The sequence below is a fragment of the Micromonospora pallida genome (genome assembly GCF_900090325.1).
In the GTDB taxonomy this organism is placed as follows: Bacteria; Actinomycetota; Actinomycetes; order Mycobacteriales; family Micromonosporaceae; genus Micromonospora; species Micromonospora pallida.
Genome location: NZ_FMHW01000002.1, coordinates 4,017,965 through 4,035,735, shown reverse-complemented (window position 1 = coordinate 4,035,735; position 17,771 = coordinate 4,017,965). Strand labels below are relative to the sequence as shown.

14 protein-coding genes are annotated in these 17,771 nt (G+C 71.7%); 12 read left to right on the top strand and 2 right to left on the bottom strand.

Annotated features, from left to right (window positions below):
- The first annotated feature begins 38 nt into the window (after nucleotides 1–38).
- The 5 genes from GA0074692_RS16335 to GA0074692_RS16315 are packed head-to-tail and all read left to right on the top strand — an operon-like array spanning nucleotide 39 to nucleotide 4,638.
- Nucleotides 39–1,211, top strand: a complete 1,173-nt coding sequence (locus tag GA0074692_RS16335) for a mandelate racemase/muconate lactonizing enzyme family protein (RefSeq protein WP_091645571.1) — start codon at nucleotides 39–41, stop codon at nucleotides 1,209–1,211.
- The gene (locus tag GA0074692_RS16330) at nucleotides 1,208–2,125 is read left to right on the top strand and encodes a dihydrodipicolinate synthase family protein (RefSeq protein ID WP_091645568.1); all 918 of its coding nucleotides are present in this window, start codon (nucleotides 1,208–1,210) and stop codon (nucleotides 2,123–2,125) included. The genes GA0074692_RS16335 and GA0074692_RS16330 overlap by 4 nt, the downstream gene beginning before the upstream one ends.
- A gap of 13 nt (nucleotides 2,126–2,138) precedes the next feature.
- Nucleotides 2,139–3,278, top strand: a complete 1,140-nt coding sequence (locus GA0074692_RS16325; RefSeq protein WP_091645565.1) for a mandelate racemase/muconate lactonizing enzyme family protein — start codon at nucleotides 2,139–2,141, stop codon at nucleotides 3,276–3,278.
- Nucleotides 3,275–4,003: an SDR family oxidoreductase gene (locus GA0074692_RS16320; RefSeq protein ID WP_245730333.1), complete on the top strand. Its 729-nt coding sequence runs from the start codon at nucleotides 3,275–3,277 to the stop codon at nucleotides 4,001–4,003. Before GA0074692_RS16325 ends, GA0074692_RS16320 begins: the two co-directional genes overlap by 4 nt.
- Entirely contained in the window at nucleotides 4,000–4,638 is a 639-nt protein-coding gene (locus tag GA0074692_RS16315) for a YesL family protein (protein WP_091645560.1), read from the top strand. The genes GA0074692_RS16320 and GA0074692_RS16315 overlap by 4 nt, the downstream gene beginning before the upstream one ends.
- Nucleotides 4,639–4,737: 99 nt before the next feature.
- On the opposite strand, the gene GA0074692_RS16310 is transcribed toward GA0074692_RS16315, so the two are convergent.
- Both GA0074692_RS16310 and GA0074692_RS16305 read right to left on the bottom strand, forming a co-directional pair.
- Nucleotides 4,738–5,559 carry an IclR family transcriptional regulator gene (locus GA0074692_RS16310; protein WP_245730332.1) on the bottom strand — a complete coding sequence of 274 codons (822 nt, stop codon included), beginning with the start codon at nucleotides 5,557–5,559 and terminating at the stop codon, nucleotides 4,738–4,740.
- A gap of 95 nt (nucleotides 5,560–5,654) precedes the next feature.
- Nucleotides 5,655–10,349, bottom strand: coding sequence for a golvesin C-terminal-like domain-containing protein (locus GA0074692_RS16305; RefSeq protein WP_091645556.1), 4,695 nt, complete (start codon nucleotides 10,347–10,349; stop codon nucleotides 5,655–5,657).
- Between the two features lie 60 nt (nucleotides 10,350–10,409).
- Between GA0074692_RS16305 and GA0074692_RS16300 the strand changes: the two genes are divergently transcribed.
- From GA0074692_RS16300 to GA0074692_RS16270, 7 genes are all read left to right on the top strand, one after another.
- Nucleotides 10,410–11,426 (top strand): acetylxylan esterase, encoded by a 1,017-nt coding sequence (locus GA0074692_RS16300; protein ID WP_091645553.1) that lies wholly within the window; start codon nucleotides 10,410–10,412, stop codon nucleotides 11,424–11,426.
- Nucleotides 11,427–11,573: 147 nt separating this feature from the next.
- Nucleotides 11,574–13,052 (top strand): ABC transporter substrate-binding protein, encoded by a 1,479-nt coding sequence (locus tag GA0074692_RS16295; RefSeq protein WP_091645550.1) that lies wholly within the window; start codon nucleotides 11,574–11,576, stop codon nucleotides 13,050–13,052.
- Nucleotides 13,049–14,038: a carbohydrate ABC transporter permease gene (locus GA0074692_RS16290; protein ID WP_218106680.1), complete on the top strand. Its 990-nt coding sequence runs from the start codon at nucleotides 13,049–13,051 to the stop codon at nucleotides 14,036–14,038. Before GA0074692_RS16295 ends, GA0074692_RS16290 begins: the two co-directional genes overlap by 4 nt.
- Entirely contained in the window at nucleotides 14,038–14,856 is an 819-nt protein-coding gene (locus GA0074692_RS16285) for a carbohydrate ABC transporter permease (protein ID WP_091645548.1), read from the top strand. Before GA0074692_RS16290 ends, GA0074692_RS16285 begins: the two co-directional genes overlap by 1 nt.
- Nucleotides 14,840–15,739 (top strand): SMP-30/gluconolactonase/LRE family protein, encoded by a 900-nt coding sequence (locus GA0074692_RS16280; protein WP_091645546.1) that lies wholly within the window; start codon nucleotides 14,840–14,842, stop codon nucleotides 15,737–15,739. The genes GA0074692_RS16285 and GA0074692_RS16280 overlap by 17 nt, the downstream gene beginning before the upstream one ends.
- Entirely contained in the window at nucleotides 15,726–16,862 is a 1,137-nt protein-coding gene (locus GA0074692_RS16275) for a mandelate racemase/muconate lactonizing enzyme family protein (RefSeq protein ID WP_091645544.1), read from the top strand. The genes GA0074692_RS16280 and GA0074692_RS16275 overlap by 14 nt, the downstream gene beginning before the upstream one ends.
- Nucleotides 16,863–16,867: 5 nt before the next feature.
- Nucleotides 16,868–17,692, top strand: coding sequence for an NAD-dependent epimerase/dehydratase family protein (locus tag GA0074692_RS16270; RefSeq protein WP_091645541.1), 825 nt, complete (start codon nucleotides 16,868–16,870; stop codon nucleotides 17,690–17,692).
- The last annotated feature ends 79 nt before the right edge of the window (nucleotides 17,693–17,771 follow it).

Sequence of the window (17,771 nt, the reverse complement as noted above, 5' to 3'; positions counted from 1 at the left end):
CCATAATGTGGCAGTCAAGGTTGAGGAGTGGAGTGGTTATGACTCTCCCCCGGATCGCGGCAGTGGACTGTTTTGTCCTCAAGGTCCCCAATCCCGAGATCTACCTCGGCCTCCCCGACGGTTCCGCCGACCCGCCAACCGGATACGAAGTGCGACCCCCGTGGCGCAGCCTCTACTCGCCCCGCTTCGAGACGCTGCTGGTCCGGCTGACCACCGAGTCGGGCGTCAGCGGCTGGGGCGAGGCGCTCGCCCCGGTCGCCCCGGAGGTCCCCGCCGAGGTGGTGCGCCGGCTCCTGACGCCCACCCTGATCGGGGCCGACCCGCGCCAGGTGCGGATGCTCAGCGCCCGGCTGCGCGATCTGATGCGGGAGCGCGGTCACCTGGGCGGGCACCAGGGCGACGCGCTCGCCGCCGTCGACATCGCGCTCTGGGACCTGGTCGGCCGGCTGGCCGGGCTGCCCGTGTACGAGCTGCTCGGCGGCGCGTACCGCGAGCACGTCCCGACGTACGTCTCCGGACTGCCCAAACGGGACGACCCGGGGCGGGCGGCCCTCGCGGCCGAGTGGGCGGCGAAGGGCGTCGAGCGGATCAAGCTGCACCTCGGCAAGGGGGTGGCGGCGGACCTGGCCAGCGTGGCGGCCGTCCGGGCCGCTGCGCCACAGGTGCGGTTCGCCGTGGACGCGCACTGGACGTACGACCTGGCCGCCGCGACCCGGTTGGCCCGTGGCCTGACCGCCATCGGCGGGGTCGAGTTCCTGGAGGCGCCGCTGGCGCCCGAGGACCTGGCCGGCCACGCCGATCTCGCCCGCCGGACGGACCTGCCGGTCGCCGTCGGCGAGGCGATGCGCCACCGGTACGAGTTCCTGCCCTGGCTGCGGCAGCGGGCCGTCGGCCTGGTGCAGCCGGACGTCGCCCGTACCGGCATCACCGAGGCGATGGGCATCGCCGACCTGGCCGCCGCGCACCACGTACCGGCCGCGCCGCACCACTCGGTGGGGCTCGGTGTCGCCCTCGCCGCAGGTCTCCAGGTCAGCGCCGCCATGGAGAACCTGAGCTGCTTCGAGTACCAACCCACCACGACCGAGGTCGGGCAGCGGATCCTCACCGCGCCGCTGCCGGGCGGGCCGGACGGCTTCCCGGTACCGACCGGACCCGGCCTCGGCGTCGAGGTGGACCTTGCCACTGTCAGTGCCCTCGCGGAGGAAAGTTGAGCACCCTCGAACCCCGGGCCCGCGTACGCGGACTGGTCCCCATCCTCGCCACCCCGTTCGACGACACCGGCGCGCTGGACGTACCCAGCCTGCGCCGGCTGGTGGAGTTCCAGCTCGCCGCCGGGGTGGACGGGCTCGCCGTCTTCGGCATGGCCAGCGAGGGGTTCGCGCTCACCGCTGCCGAGCGGGCCACGATCCTGACCGAGACCCGGGCCGTCGCCGGCCCGGACGTGCCGCTGGTCGCCGGGATCAACGGCACCAGCGCGGCCACCGCCGTGGAACTCGCGCTCGCCGCGCGGGACGGGGGCGCGGACGCCCTGATGGTCCTGCCGCCGTACCTGGCCAAGCCGGCGGGCGGGCAACTCGTCGACTTCTACGCCACCGTCGCCGAGGCGAGCGGACTGCACGTGATGGTGCAGGACGCGCCGGCGGCGACCGGCGTGGCGATGCCCGTCCCGCTGATCGTGGAGCTGAGCAAGCTGCCCGGCGTCGAGTCGGTCAAGGTGGAGACCCAGCCCACCGCGCCCAAGGTGGGGGAGGTGGTGACCGCCATCGACGGCGAGTTCGACGTGCTCGGCGGGCAGAACGCCTTCTTCGTGCTCGAGGAGTACGCCCGGGGCGCCGTCGGCACGATGCCGGCCTGCGAGTTCACCGACCTGCTCGCACCGGTCCTGGCTGACTGGCGGGCCGGCCGGGAGGAGGCGGCCCACGCCGGGTTCAACCGGCTGCTGCCGCTGATCCGGTTCGGCATGCAGGCCCGCCTGGCCTGGGCGGTGCACAAGGAAGTGCTGGTGCGCCGGGGCATCATCGACTCCGCGTTCGTCCGTGATCCCGCCGTACCGCTGGACGCCGGCACCCGCGCCGCGCTCGACGTGATCCTGCGACACGCCCCGCTGCCGACCTGGCGACCGTGAGAGGCTGACCGACATGGCGAAGATCGTTTCGGTGGACGTCTACCCCCTGGCACTGGGCCGTCCCGACGGCGCGCCCCGCGAGTACACGAGGCAACCGCCCTGGCCGAGCGTCTACGGCAACCAGCGGGAGACCCTGGTGGTCCGACTGACCGCGGACGACGGCACGACCGGCTGGGGGGAGGCCCTCGCCCCGGTGGCCCCCGAGGTGCCCGGCGAGATCGTCCGCCGGCTCCTGACCCCGGTGCTGATCGGCGCGGACCCCCGCCGGGTACGTCCACTGCGCCACCAACTCGGCGAGCTGATGCGCGAACGGGGGCACCTCGGCGGCCACCAGGCCGACGCGATCGCCGCCGTGGACATCGCGCTGTGGGACCTCGCCGGCAAGCTCGCCGGTCTTCCGGTCGCCGAACTGCTCGGCGGCGCGTTCCACGACGTGGTCCCGACGTACGTCTCCGGGCTGCCCGGCCGGACCGACGCCGACCGGGTCGCGCAGGCCCGGGACTGGGTCGCGCAGGGGGTCCGGCGGGTCAAGCTGGGTCTCGGGCACGGCGTCGACGCCGACCTGGCGACCGTGACCGCGCTGCGCGAGGTCCACCCCGACCTCCAGGTCGCCGTGGACGTCCACGGTGTCTACGGCCTGGCCGACGCGGTGCGGCTCGGACGGGGCATGGCCGACCGGGACGCCTGGTTCCTGGAGATGCCGCTGGCCTTCGAGGACGTCGCCGGCCACGCCGACCTGGCCGCGCGCATCGACCTGCCGGTGGCGCTGGGGGAGAGCCTGCGGCACCGCTGGGAGTTCCGGCCGTTCGTCGAGGCCCGGGCCGCCGGCCTGCTGCAACCGGACATCGGACGGACCGGCATCACCGAGGGACTGGCCATCGCGCAGTACGCCGAGACCCACCACCTGGGGGTGGCCCCGCACCACTCGGCCGGGCTCGGGCTGGCCCTCGCCGCCGGTCTGCACGTCGCCGCCGCCTGCGCGAACCTGGTCGCCTTCGAGTGGCACCCGACCCTCTTCGACCGGGTCAACGACATCCTCACCGTGCCGATCGAGCCGACGCCGACCGCGATCCCGCTGCCCACCGGCCCCGGGCTGGGGGTCTCGGTGGACGCCGAGGCGGTCGCCCGCTACAGCCAGTGGAGTTCGTCGTGAGGCGGGTGCTGCTGGTCGGCGCGTCCACCCCGATCGGCCGGGCCATCGCGGCCCGCTTCGCCGCCGCCGGTGACCAGGTCGTCGGCTACGGCCTGGAACCGGCGAACGAGCCGAGCCTGGTCGCCGACCTCACCGGCGACTGCGCCACCGGTGACGGGGCCGCCGTCGCCGTCGAGGCGGCGCGGGAGCGGCTGGGTGGGCTGGACGTACTGGTCGCCGCCGCCGGGCGGATGCCGATCGCGCCGGCCCACCGCACCACCGACGAGCAGTGGCACGCCGCCCTGAGCGGCTGCCTGGACACGCTCTTCTTCCCGCTGCGCGCGGCGTTGCCGCTGCTGCCGGCCGGCGGGTCGGTCGTCGCCGTCTCCTCGGTGAACGCGTTCCTGGCCGCCCCCTGGGTGGCCGCCTACGCCGCCGCGAAGGGCGCGGTGGAGGCCCTGGTACGCCAGGTCGCGTTGGACTACGGCGCGCGGGGGATCCGGGTCAACGCGGTGGCGCCGGGCATCGTCGGCGCCGAACAACTGCCCGACGCCGCCGGGGGTTACCCGATCGGGCGGACCCTGCGCCCGGAGGAGGTCGCCGGGGCGGTGCACTTCCTCGCCTCCGACGCCGCCAGCGGCATCACCGGAGTGGTGCTGCCGGTCGACGGCGGGCTGTCGATCGCGTCACCCGCCGCCTTCGTCCGGGCCGACCTGCGGCAGCGGCTGGCAGAGTTGGCTCCGTGATCGATTCGGAGTCGCCGGTCGGCGGCCGGTACGCGCGCCTCTACCGGCTGCTCGACTGGCCGCCGCGGCTGGCCGGCCTGAACCTGTTGTGGCTGGCCGGGGTGCTCGCCGGCGGCGTGGTCGCCGGCCTGTCGCCGGCCACCGTGGCGCTCTTCGCGCTGTTGCGGGACTACCAACGCGGCGGGCACCCCCGAATGTGGCACGACTTCTGGCGGCACTGGCGGGCGGAGTTCGGCCGGTCGCAGCTCAGCCTGGGCCTGCCGCTGCTGACCGTGTGGGTGTTCGCGTTCTACCTGCTCGCCGCGCGGGGCACTCCGCTGGCCGCTGCGGTCGCCGTGCTCGGCCTGGGCTATCTGACGGTCCTGGCGTACCTGCCCCCGGTGCTGGCGCACTTCGACGTGCCGGTCACCACCGCCTGGCGGCTCGCGGCGGTCGCCGCCGCGCGTGCTCCGCTGTGGACGCTCGGCCTCGGCGTGACGGTGCCGCTGCTGGTCCTGGCGATGGTTGCCGCCGTACCGGTCACCATTCCGTTCTTCCTGCCGAGTGCCCCGGCGGCGCTGGTCGCCCTGGTCGCCGCGCGGGGCTTCGCCGCGCTGCCGACGCGTCCGCCAGCCAACCGCGACCGGTCCGGGTGAGACGAGACGCGCACCGAGGTCACCGTCGGCCGCGACCGGTCCGGGTGAGACCGTCCGCCGGCATTCGCCCCCGCGCGACGACCGACGGACGGTCCCGGGTCAGCCCACCGAGCTGAGCGGGGTGGCGCTGGCGTGGTAGCCGAGGCCGGTGGAGATCTGGTCGGCCTGCTCGATGAGCTTCATGGCCAACTCGTCCTGGCGTCGGGGTAGATCCATCGCGGAGAGCGGACCGGAGACCGACAGGGCCGCCACGACCTTGCCCGAGCGGTCCCGCACCGGCGCGGCCAGGCAGGCCCGGCCGAAGGCCAGCTCCTCCAGTTCGGTGGCGTAGCCGCGCTGCCGTCCCTCGGCGATCGCGGCGAGCAGTCCGTCGAGGTCGGCGACGGTCTTCGGGGTGTACGCCGGGTACTGCGTGCCGATCAGCGCCTCGATCTCCTCGGCGGTCAGGTCCGACATGAGCGCCTTGCCGAGGGCGGTGGCGTGCAGCGGACCCCGTCGACCGACCAGGGTGAACGAGCGGGGGGCGAGCCGACCCTCGAAGTTGCAGAGGTAGAACAGCTCGGTGCCGTGGCGTTCGGCGATGTTCGCGCCGAGACCCAGGTCGCAGGCGAGATCCTGGGCGATCTGTCGGGACTGACGGTGCGCCGCCGACTGGTTGAGGGCGATACCCGCCAGCCCCACCACGGTCGGTCCGATCCGGTAGAGCCCGCTGCGCTGGTCGTGGGTGACGAAGCCGAGCGCCTCCAGCGTCCCGACCAGCCGGGAGACCGTCGACTGGCCCAGCCCGGTGAGCTGGACCAGCTCGGAGACGCGTCGCTCGGGGTGCTCCTCGGTGAACGCACACAGCAACGACAGCGCGCGCTCGACGCTCTGCGTGCCGCCGCCGACTTCACGGGTGGTGGAGCGTGGCATTCTGCCCATCCCTCAAAGCGTAGGAGAGTAATCCAGATTACGGATCATACATCGCGTAGTGGTGCGGGTCGCCGGCTGTGCCGACCGGCGACCCGCACCGCTGGTCAGCTGCCCGGTGCGCCGGCCGGGACGACCGGCTCGAACCGGACGGCGTCGGACCGATGGTGGCCGAGTTGCTGCGCCGACAGGCTCACCGCGGCGGTTGCCGGGTCGAGGTGCCAGGTGCCCAGCACCCGCCACTGCCCGGCGTCCCTGGTCTGGTCGACCGTCCGGATGTCGGTGCCGGTGGTGTGCGCCACCCGGTAGGTGGCCGCGGTGGTGGTGGAGTTCGTCGGATACCACACACTCACCTGGTAGGCGCCAGCCGCCGACAGCGTCGGCTGCCAGGTCGCCACCGCACCCGTGACACCACCGGCGACCCGGGTGGTGCTGTCGGCGTACCCCTTGAGCGTGCTGGCGGTCCAGCCACCCGTCTCGGTGTAGCCGTCCTGCCCGTTGTCGACGACGACCGCCGCCGCCGGGTCCGGCGTCCCGACAGGTACCGCCGTCCGCCCGACCGTCCCGACCGCGTGCAGGGCCACCTCGTGCAGCTTGCCGACCGTGGCTCCGGCTGGAGCCGTGATCGTGAAGCTCACCTCCTGGCTGGCGTTCGGGGACAGCGCGACCGGGACGGACGCCGGTGTGCTGGTCCACCCCTCCGGCAGGCCGAGGGCGGCGTTGCCGTTCGCCCCCGCCAGGGCGGTCGCCGTGACGGTCGCCTTCACCGTGCTGCTGCCCCCCGGGGCGGCCACCGGGTCGGCGGTCAGCCCGCTGATCCGGGGCTGCACCGTCGACGGATCCACCGGCCGGAACCGGGCGGCGCTGACCCGGTGGAAGGCCGGGTCGTCGACGTTGATCCGGACGTAGCCGTCCTCACCGGCGGTGAACGGGAAGGTCCCGAGAACCCGCCAGGTGCGTGGGTCCTGCTGCTGGTCGACCTGGATCGAGGTCTCCCCGTCGCGGTGCCGCACCACGTACTCGGCCTCCCGGGTGGTGTCAGCGTTCGACGGGTACCAGACGGCGACCTCGTACCACGTGGCCGCCGGCACGACCGGCCGCCAGGTCGCGGTGCTGCCGAGCTTGCCCTCCGCGCTGTAGCGCGACTGGGTGCCGTTGAATCCGGGGAGGCCGCTGGCGAGCCACTCACCGGTCTCCGTGTACCGGGGCCGGATGTCCTGCGTGGTGATGATGATGTCCTGGCTGGCGATCCGGACCTGCGCCGTGGTCTCGGCGCCACCGTCGAGCGCCGCCGTCACCCGGTACGTCTGGTCGCGTTGGGCGTTGGCCGGCGCGGTGAGGGTGAAGGTGTACGCGCGTTCTCCACGGGCGCCCACCTCGTACTCGGCGCTCGCCGGGCTGATCGTCCACCCGGCGGGCGGCGTCAGGCGGAGAGTGCCCCGGGCGGCGGCCGGGCCGACGTTGAGCACGCTGGCGGTGACCGTGGTCGAGTCACCCGGCTTGGCGAGTTCCGCCGGTGCCGCGACCAGGGAGCTCAGCCGGGTCGGCGGACGGACGATGAGCCGGCCGGCGGTCAGCGCCACCTCGCCACCGGTCCACTTCGCCGTGCCCTTGAGCGCCACCGGGCCGCCGGCGGCGTCGGCCGCGACGGTCACCTTGTACTGCCAGGTGGCCGTGCTCTTGGCCGGCACGGTGGACGGCTGGGTGCCCTCCGGTCGGGCCGTCCAGCCCGCCGGGAGGTCCAGCGCGACCGTCGGGTCGGCGAGGGCAGCAGCACCGTCGTTACGGACGGTCACCGCGAGCCCCACGGTGTCACCGGGCGTGGTGTCCGGCGAGGCGGGGGTGGTCGCACCGCAGACGGTCGTTCCCGCCGGGCAGTGGCCGGTTACCGCTGGCGGCAGGCGCAGGGTCGCGTCGCTGGTCTGCGCCTCCTCGGTGCTGATCCGGTACCGGAACGACGTGCCGAGGTCCTCGACCGGGATCGTCCACTCGTTCGGGTAGATCCGGTCCTCCTGCTTCTTCCAGGTGGCGCCCCCGTCGGTCGACCAGTGCAGCGTCGCCGGCGCCTCGGTGGCCGCCTGGAGGTAGGCGTCGAAGCCGCTGCCGTCCGGCCGGGTCAGCAGCATTCCCCGGGCGGTCCCGATCGGGCTCGCGTCGTCGAAGTGGTAGCTCTCCGACCCGGTGTCGGCCTGCTCGCCGCCGACCTGGTGGCCCACGTTCGGCACCGCCACGTCGCGGACGACCAGCGCGGTGATGCCCCGCTCGGAGACGGTGACCGGCAGGACGCCGCCACGCATCGTGGTGACGGTCCGGGCGCCGTTGTCGCGGATCACCTCGACCTTGTACGCCCGGTTCGGCTGCACCCCGCTGACCTTCGGGTCGAAGCGCACGACGCTGCGCGAGTCCTTCGTCGCCTCGTTGGTCAGGCTGACGTAGAGGCTCTTGTTGCCGTGCCCGGTGACCCAGTTGAGCTGCGGGTCCTCGACGTCGACGATGCCCTTCGGCAGGTACGGCCAGACGCCGTCCTCACCGTAGAACTCGCCGGGCTGGTGCCCGTAGACGTGGTACTTGAAGTAGACGTAGTTGGTCTCGAACACGGACGGGAAGCTGATCCTGCCGTCCGAGCGGAAGGTCTGCTCGGAGATCAGGTAGTCCATGGCCAGGCCGAGCTGCGCCGGGATGTGGTGGTAGTAGATGGAGGTGAGTCCGGCCGGGCCGGTCAGCGGGAAGTCCGGGCGCATCTGGGCCGCGGTGAACTCCCGGTAGTAGTAGCCGGGGTAGTTGGTGAAGCGGCCGACGACGAGGTTGTGCGCCACGTCGGCGAGCATCTTGTCGTCGGTGTGCGCGGAGAGCCGCAGTAGGAACGGCGCCCAGATCGGGTTCATCACCAGACCGCCGCCGGGGTTCTCCCGACCCGCTGCGATCTTGTAGGTGCTGAGCTGCTCGAAGGTCATGCCGTTGGTGGAGACCATCCAGGCCGGGACCTCCTCGGCCGGCACGTCCTTCTTCGGGTAGTCGTAGGTGACCGGCGGGGTCCAGCGGTCCACCTGCGCGTCGATCCAGCCGTCGCCGTTGACGGTGATGTTGCCCTCGGGCACCGGGCGCACCATCGTCTGGGTGACGAACCGCTTCGCCTCGGTGTAGGCGGCGTTCAGGTAACGCTTGTCGCCGGTCTCCTCGTACAGCTCCAGCAGCTCGATCCAGCCCTTGGAGTAGTTGAACTGGAAGCCGTTCTCGGCGATGTTCGTCGTGTACGCCGGGTCGATCTGGGCGGTGATGTAGCGGTCCGCCTCGGCCTTCGCCTCGGCCAGGTACGCCGGGTTACCGGTGAGCCGCCACGCCGCGAGCGGGGTGCTGACCGGCGTCCGGCTGTCCTTGCGGACCCGGTCCTCGATCGACTTCAGGGCCAGCTCGTGCAGGCCGGCCACCTGGCCCCGGGTCTGCTCGTAGAGCGGGACGAGGGTGGAGGCGTCCCCGGAGATGCTGCCCATGCGCCAGGCGTTGGTGTCGCCGTAGACCGGGTTCTCCTTGATCGGGGTCCACCCGATGTTGTTCCGCGACACCTGGTACTCCAGGGACGGCCGGGCCCGCTTGTCGTAGAGGTCCCGGTCCCCGGTGAGGTAGTAGGCGCCGAGCAGGACACCGCTGGTGGCGGTACGCACCGCACGGTCGTTCTCGGTGTCCACGAAGCCCTTCGCCCGGTCCCACCAGCCCGACAGCGAACGCTGGTACGTCTCGCTGTCGTCGGCCTCGGTGTCCTTCATGGTGAGGTCGACCAGGTTGTGCACCGTCTCGGTGAGCGAGGTGTCGTAGATGTTCTGCCGGTACGCGCTGTAGTCGTACTCGTCCCGGCTCAGGTCCGTGTACGCCTGGTACATCTTCGTGGGCTGGGCGTAGACGCCGAACGCGAACTTGTGCTGCTGTCCGGTCTGCAGCGGCGAGAGCCGGCCGACCTGCGGCGCGAAGGCGACCGGCTGGATGCCGCCGTTCTCGTTACGCAGGCTCATTCCGAACGGCTGCCCGTCCGCGCCGGCGTCGCGCTGGTGCTCGAAGGGGATCACCTCGGCGGGCGCGTAGACCCCGCTGGTCACCTGCTGGCCCGCGACGGTGCGTTCCATCAGGCACGCCGGGGTCATCAGCTCCCAGGCGCTGAGCGCCTCGGCGCCGTAGATGACCCGGGCGTGCTGGCGGCTGCCGCAGAGCACCTCGTCGACGTCACCGAAGGAGGTGACGTCGAGCGACTGGTAGCCGACGACGAAGTTGTCAGCGCGGCGGGCGGTCAGCGTCCAGGACGCCTCGGGGTTGTCGCCCGCGACCGACCAGCGGACGGTCATCTCGTACGCCCCGGGCGCCCCGGTGGTCAGCTCGACGGTACGACCGTCGACGGTGCGGAGTCCGGTGAAGCCGACCCAGGCCGGGTTCATCGAGCTGTAGTAGTCGGTCGGCGTGCCGTTCTCGCCGCTGAGCACGAGCCACTGCTCGTCGAAGCGGTGCGTCGTGTCGGTGACGGGGAGCCAGCTGTTGCCGCTGCGGACCCGGATGTCGCGCAGGTAGGTCTGGCCGCCCTGCCAGGTGGCGTGGTGGAAGATCATCTGGTGGTGGTCGCCCTCGATGGTGGCCACCTGCCGAATCCGCAGGTCGGGCTTGTCCGTCTCGCGCAGCGGGGCGGCGAACGGTGCCTGGTCCTGGGTGGCCGGTGCCGCGACGGCCGCCGTCCCGAAGGGCAGCACCATCGCCGCGAGGGCGAGGAAGAGGGTGAGCGGTGAGCGATGTCGCCTCGGTAGGGTGGGCTTCACATCCATGAAATGGATCGTTGATGCAATTGATACCTGTGTCAAGGGTCTCTGTTGGGAGTGGTATGCATGCTTGTTGACTGGCCGCTGGACCGCCTGCGGGAGTACCGACCCGACCGGAACGAGCCGGACGACTTCCGGGCCTACTGGCGGAACACCCTCGACCAGGCCCGATCCCAGGCGTTCCCGGCGCGTTTCCAGCCGTACGACGCGGGTCTGGTCACCGTCGAGTGCTGGGACGTCACCTTCGCCGGATTCGGCGGCCACCCGGTGCGCGGCTGGTTCCTGACCCCGCGCGGCGCCACCGGGCCGCTGCCCTGCGTCGTCGAGTTCATCGGCTACGGCGGCGGCCGCAGCCTCCCGCTGGACTGGCTGCACTGGAGCGCCGCCGGGTACGCCCACCTCGTGATGGACACCCGTGGCCAGGGCTCCAACGGCTCCCTGGCCGGCGACACACCGGACCCGGCGCCGGTCGGCGGGCCGGCCGTCACCGGCTTCCTGACCAGGGGGATCGCCGACCGGGACGGGTACTACTACCGGCGGGTCTTCACCGACGCGGTGCGCGCCGTCGAGACCGTCCGCGAGCACCCACTGGTCGATCCGGACCGGGTGGTGGTGGCCGGCGGCAGCCAGGGTGGCGGGATCGCGCTCGCCGCCGCGGGGCTCGTCGAGGGGCTCGCCGCGGTCGTCGCCAACGTGCCGTTCCTCTGCCACTATCGGCGGGCCACCGAGGCCACCGGCGCCGCGCCCTACTCGGAACTGACCACCTATCTCTCCGTCCACCGGGACGCCGAGGAGCGGGTCTTCCAGACGCTGAGCTACTTCGACGGGGTCAACTTCGCCGCGCACGCCACCGCCCCGGCGCTCTTCTCGGTGGGGCTCCGGGACGCCGTCTGTCCACCCTCGACGGTCTTCGCCGCCTACAACCACTACGCCGGACCCAGGGACATCCGGGTGTGGCCGTACAACGGGCACGAGGGTGGGGCCGTCCGGCAGCGGGTCGAACAGATCCGGTTCGTCGGCGAGGCGCTGGCCGGATCGTCGGCGCCTCGCCACACCGGGCCAATCCATGACAGCTATGCGTAACCAACCCACATGGCGGATGGCTATTGCACAAGGTGGTCGGTGAAGCTACTGTCCTCAACACGCTCTTCACCGCGACGAAACACAGACCGAAGCCACGTCATGGTTGGCCGATCGGCTCCGCCACCGGTGATCGAACAGGAGTAGGACATGAAGCAAGCTGAACTCACCCGCCGGTCCCTGCTGCGGATCCTGGGTGTGGGGGCTGCCGCGACCGCGGCGGGCGGGTTGACCACCGCATGCAACCTGGTCGGCGGTGGCGACGAGTCCAGTGGGGACACCGTGACGATCAAGGTCATGCTGGTTCCCGACCCCACCGGTGCCTCCCAGTTCTACCGCGAACAGTTCGACCTGTTCGAGAAGGAGAACCCCGGCATCAAGGTCCAGGTCATCGAGAACCCGACCGACCAGCAGATCAACGCCATCGAACTCAGCTTCCAGCAGGGCAACGCGCCGGACGTCTTCCGGGCGCAGGACCAGGGCTTCGACCGGATCTTCTCGCGGGGCTGGGTCGCACCCCTGGACCAGTACGTCACCGACGAGTTCAAGGCCCGGTTCCCCGAGGGCACCCTCGACCCGGCCACCTCGGGCCTGCACCGCGACGGCAAGCTCTACTCGCTGCCGCTGGTCTGGGGCAAGTGGTCCGTGGTGCGGTTCCTCCTGATGAACAACACCGCCGCGAAGGTCGGTGGCGTCAGCGCCGTCCCGAAGACCTGGGAGGAAATGGAGCAGGCCGCCGCCGCCATCACCCGGGCCGGCGGGGGCAAGACGTTCGGCTTCGCCGGCCTGTGGAGCAAGAGCAACCTGGCCCGCATGTTCCAGCACACCGCCGGACCGTCCTCGATCGACAACGGCATCGACCTGCGCACCGGCAAGGCGGCGATCACCAACCCGTCGCTCGCCGCGGCGGTCGACCTGCTCCGCCGGATGCACGCGGCGAAGATCATGACCCCGGGCTGGGAGACCTGGACAGACGCGGGCCGGGTGCACACGGCGTTCGCCAAGGGCGAGCTGGCGATGTTCCTCGCCGCTCCGTTCCAGATCAACGAGGTCCGCAAGCTGAACCCGCAGCTCGACATGAGCATCGCGGCCGTGCCCGTGCCGGCGGCCGGGCGCGGCGGCTACTCGGGGCAGACGGCCAGCTTCAGCCCGCTCTGGTCGATGTCGGCGCAGAGCAAGCACCCGGAGCAGGCGTGGAAGGTGATGGACTTCCTCGCCTCGAAGGAGTTCCACCGGGCGTACTACGAGAAGTTCGGCACCCTGACCGCTCTGGAGAGCGCCTGGCAGGACAAGGCTGCGGGCAACCCGGACCAGAAGGCGATCATGGACGTCGCCGCGGAGACCGTCCGGCTCGTTCCCAACCCGACGCTCGCCAGCCCCGGCGGCGCGCAACTCCTGTCGGCCATCCGCGGCAAGCAGGACCTGCAGTGGTCCGAGATCGCCCTGCCGGCCATCCTGCGCAACCAGCCCTTCGCCGGCTCGGCCGTCACGACCCTCAACGGCCAGCTCGAGGCCTTCATCGACGAGCAGGTCAAGGCCCTGTCGGCCAAGGGGGTGCAGGCCTCGCGCGCTGACCTCACCTTCCCCGGTTGGGACCCGCTGCAGCCGTTCAACCCGGGCCAGAAGTGACCAGCGTCCCCACCGTCGTCCCGGGTGGCGCCGCCGACTCGGCGGCGCCACCCCGGCCGGCTCCCACCGCCGCCCGGCGCCGCCGTCCCGGCAAGCTGCGCCAGTACGCCTGGCAGTACGTCTTCCTCGCCCCGATGCTGCTGCTCTTCGTGGCCTTCACGCTCTGGCCGATGGTCGCGAGCTGGTGGTACTCGTTCTTCAACTGGGACGGGGTGGGCCCGGCGACCGAGTTCGTCGGCTTCGCCAACTTCACCGAGGTGCTGGGCAGCGAGAAGTTCTGGCACTCGTTCCGGAACTCCTTCTTCTTCTCCCTGGTCGCGATCTGCGTCGAGATGCCGCTGGCGCTGCTCGTGGCGATCCTGCTCAACAGCCGGAAGCTGCGCGGGCGCAACCTCTACCGGCTCCTGCTCTTCCTGCCGGTCGTGACCACCACCGCGGTGGTCGGCATCGTCATCGCGGTCCTGCTGGACCCGGCCGGCGGGTTCGTCAACGAGCTGATGCGCTCGGTCGGGCTCGTCGACACACCGGTGAGCTTCCTCTCCGAGTCGTACGCCCTGCCGACGGTCATGGCGGTCGACGTCTGGAAGGGCTTCGGCATCACGCTCATCTACTGGCTCGCCGCGCTGCAGACCGTTCCCGAGGACCTGTACGAGGCCGCGAAGATCGACGGGGCGAACGGCCGGCAGACGCTGTGGAACGTCACGCTCCCGGTGATCGCCCCGATCGGCGTGGTGATCCTGCTGCTCACCTTCCAGAAGAGCATGAACCCGTTCGACCTGGTGCAGGCGATGACGCAGGGCGGCCCCAACTACGCCACCGACGTGGTCGCCACCTACATCTACCGGTACGCCTTCAACCCCGAGCTGAACGCGCCCCGCTACGGCTTCGCCTGTGCCGCCGGTGTCGTCTTCGGGTTGATCACGCTGCTGATGACCGCACTGCAGGCACCGCTGCTGCGCCGGCAGTACCTGAAGGGGAGTCACTGATGCGCCGGCTGCACCTCTGGCACCTGCTGCTGATCCCGCTCTGCCTGGTCTGGATCTATCCGTTCGTCTGGATGGTCTCCACGTCCTTCAAGTCGGAGCGGGAGGTCTTCCTCGGCGGGCTCTCGGTGCTGCCCGAGGAGTGGAACCTCGACAACTTCGTCCGGGCCTGGGACACCGCGCACTTCGGCACCTACCTGTCCAACACGGTGGTCTTCTCCGTCACCGTCGTGGCCATCGTCCTGCTGGTCTCCGCCACCTCCGGGTACGCCCTCGGCCGGGGCCGCCTGCCCGGCAAGAAGGTGATCGTCGGACTGCTCGTCGCCACCATGTTCATCCCGCACGGCTACACGATCATCCCGATCTTCAAGCTGGTCGACGGGCTCGGGCTGAGCAACGGTCTGCTCGGCGCGGTGCTGGCCACCGCCGGGCCGGCGCACGTCGTACCCATCCTGCTCTTCATGGGGTACTTCGCCGGCATGCCGCAGGAACTGGAGGACGCGGCCCGGATGGACGGCGCCGGTTACCCGCGCATCTTCTTCCGGATCATGCTGCCGCTGGCCAAGCCGGTGATCGGCACCGTGGCGCTGTTCAACTTCATGGCGGCCTGGAACGCCTTCTTCATCCCGCTGGTGTTCACCCTGGGCCGGCCGGAGCTGCGCACGCTCGGTGTCGGCATGTACAGCTTCTTCGGGCAGGAGGCCACCGACTGGGGCGGCCTGGCCGCCGCGGCGACGATCAGCCTGCTGCCGATCATCGCGATCTTCCTGTTCCTGCAACGGACCTTCGTCGAGGGAATCGCCGGTGCCGTCAAGTCCTGAAACGCTGCTCGCCCGGCCGGTCCTCGCCGAGCACTACGAACTCGGTGAGGGGCCTCGGCTGGACCCGCATACCGGTGAACTGCTCTGGGTCGACATCCGCGTCGGTCGGCTGTGGCGGGGACGGTTCGACGGCGACCGGATCGAGGTGCTCGCCGGGTACGACGTGGGCGCGGCGACCGGGGCGGTGGCACCGCTCGCGGCCCCCGGCGCGGGCTGGGTCGTGGCGGCCGGGCGCGGCTTCCGGCACGTCGCCACCGACGGCACGGTACGCGCGCTCACCGGTGACGTCGCCGCGCCGCAGACCCAAATGAACGACGGGAGCTGTGACCCGTACGGCCGGTTCCTCGCCGGAAGCCAGATCCTCGGCGGCGCGGAACCCTGGTCCGGCGGGCTCTACCGGCTGGAACCGGACGGCTCGGTGGCGACCGTGCTGACGGACATCGGGTGCGCGAACGGGCTCGGGTTCGACCCGTCGGGCGAGACGATGTACCACGTGGACAGCCGGCGTCGGCGGCTGACCGCCTACCGCTACGACCCGGCCAGCGGCGAGGTCGACGACCCGCGCACCCTGGTGGAGTACGACGATGCCACCCCCGACGGGCTCTGCGTCGACGCCGAGGGCTGCCTCTGGGTGGCGATGTGGGACGGCTGGAGCGTCCGCCGTTTCGCCCCGGACGGCACCCTGCTGACGCAGGTACGGGTGCCGGTGCCCCGGCCGACCGCCGTCTGCCTCGTCGCCGGCACCCTCGTGGTGACCTCGGCCTGGATCGGGCTGGACGCGGCGACCCGCCAGGCGGCACCGGACAGCGGCCGGATCTTCGCCGTCGAGGTCGGGGTCGACGCCGGACCCACCTACACCTGGGGGCGCAGTGAAGATCATTGACCTGGAACTGCTGACCGTGCCGCAGGGCAGCAGCGCCATGCTGCTGGTGCTCGTGCACACCGACTCCGGCGAGTACGGCGTGGGCGAGGTCGGCATGCGGTCCCGCTGGCGGGCCGTCCGGGGCGCGGTGGAGGACTTCGCCGAGCAACTGGTGGGGGCCGACCCGGGCCGGATCGAACACCACGGGCAGGTGCTCGCCCGCTCGGGCTTCTTCCCGGCGACCGGCGTGCTCGCCTCCGTGCTCGCCGCGATCGACGTGGCGCTCTGGGACCTGCGCGGCAAGACGCTCGGCGTCCCGCTCTACCAGCTGTTCGGCGGCGCCTCCCGGGACTACGTGGAAAGCTACGTCCACGTCGCCGCCCGGGAACCGGAAGCCATGGTGGCCGAGGCCGAGCGGCTGGTGGCGGCCGGCTGGCGGTTCCTGCGGGTGCCGGCGAACAGCCCGGACCCCGACGGCGAGTACGACCAGCGCCGCGCCCTCCGGAACACCGTCGCCACCATGGAACGGCTCCGCGCTACGTTGGGCGACGACGTCGAACTGCTGCTCGACGTGCACACCCGGCTGGAACCCCCGCAGGCGGTGACGCTCTGCCGGGAGTTGGAGCCGCTGCGGCCGTACTTCGTCGAGGACCCGCTGCGCAGCGAACACCTCGACGGCTATCGGACGCTGCGCCAGCGCACCTCGGTCCCGCTCGCGGCGGGCGAGCAGCTCGGTACGAAGTGGGAGTTCCGGCCACTGATCGAGGGTGAGCTGATCGACCACGCCCGGGTCGACGTGGCCAACACGGGCCTCACCGAAGCTCGCAAGATCGCCGCGCTGGCCGAGACGCACCACATCAATCTGGCCGTGCACAATCCGCTCGGCGCGGTCACCGCCGCCGCCTCGGCACACCTGAACCTGGTCCTGCCGAACGTCTCCGTCCAGGAACAGCCCTGGTCCGAGTTCCCGCCCTCGCCCGTGGTGACCGCCGGACCCGAGCTGGCCCCCGGTCGCGTACGACCGGCGGAGCGCCCCGGCCTCGGCATCGAACTCGACCTCGCCGCCGCTCGCCGGCTCGACCAGCGCGGGCCGGATCCGCTGCCGGTCTACCACCGCCGCGACGGCTCCTTCACGAACTGGTGACCCGAATGCGAGTACTCATCACCGGCGCGGCCGGCGGGGTCGGCACGCTGCTCGTGCCGGAACTCGCCGCAGACCACGAGCTGCGGTTGACCGACCTGCGCGCTCCTGATCCCTTCGGCGCGGCGACTGCGGACGGAGTCGCGGGCGGGCCCGTTCCGGGTGGGGCCGGCGCTCCGCGCGCCAGGCGGGTCGAGGTGGTGTGCGGTGACCTCGCCGACCCGGGGTTCGCCGAGCAGGTCTGCGCCGGGATGGACGCGGTCGTGCACCTGGCCGGGAACCCGCGGCCGGGGAAGGACTGGGACACGCTGCGCGGCCCCAACATCGAGGTGCTGACCGGGGTCCTGGTGGCAGCGGCCAAGGCGGGCGTACGCCGGATGGTGCTCGCCAGCTCCGTCCACGCGCTCGGCGGCTACCTCCCACCGAGCGCCCGACCCGAGCCCGGTCCGATCCGCGACTCGTGGCCGCCCCACCCGTGCTGCGGCTACGGCGCGACCAAGGTCTTCGGCGAGGCCGCCGCCCGGGTGTACGCCGACGACGGCGCGTTCTCAGTGGTCTGCCTGCGCCTCGGCGGGTGCCGTCCGGCGCCGCCGACGCACGGCTGGTTCGACACCTGGCTCGGCCCGGCCGACCTGGGCCAGGCGGTACGCCGCGCGCTGCGGGCGGACGTCCGCTTCGGGGCGTACACGATCACCTCGGCGAACACTGAGGCGCTCTTCGACCTCGACGCTGCCCGCCGCGACCTGGGGTACGCGCCGGTCCTGGACTCGGAGACGTACCGGGACAGCGTCCCCGACGGCCCGTCGACGCTGTGCCACAGCGGACGGAGTTGAGCCTCGTGCCCTGCGTCCCCGACCAGTTCGCCCAGGACGCGAGCCGAATCTTGGACAGTTACCGTCCTCGCTGAACGGT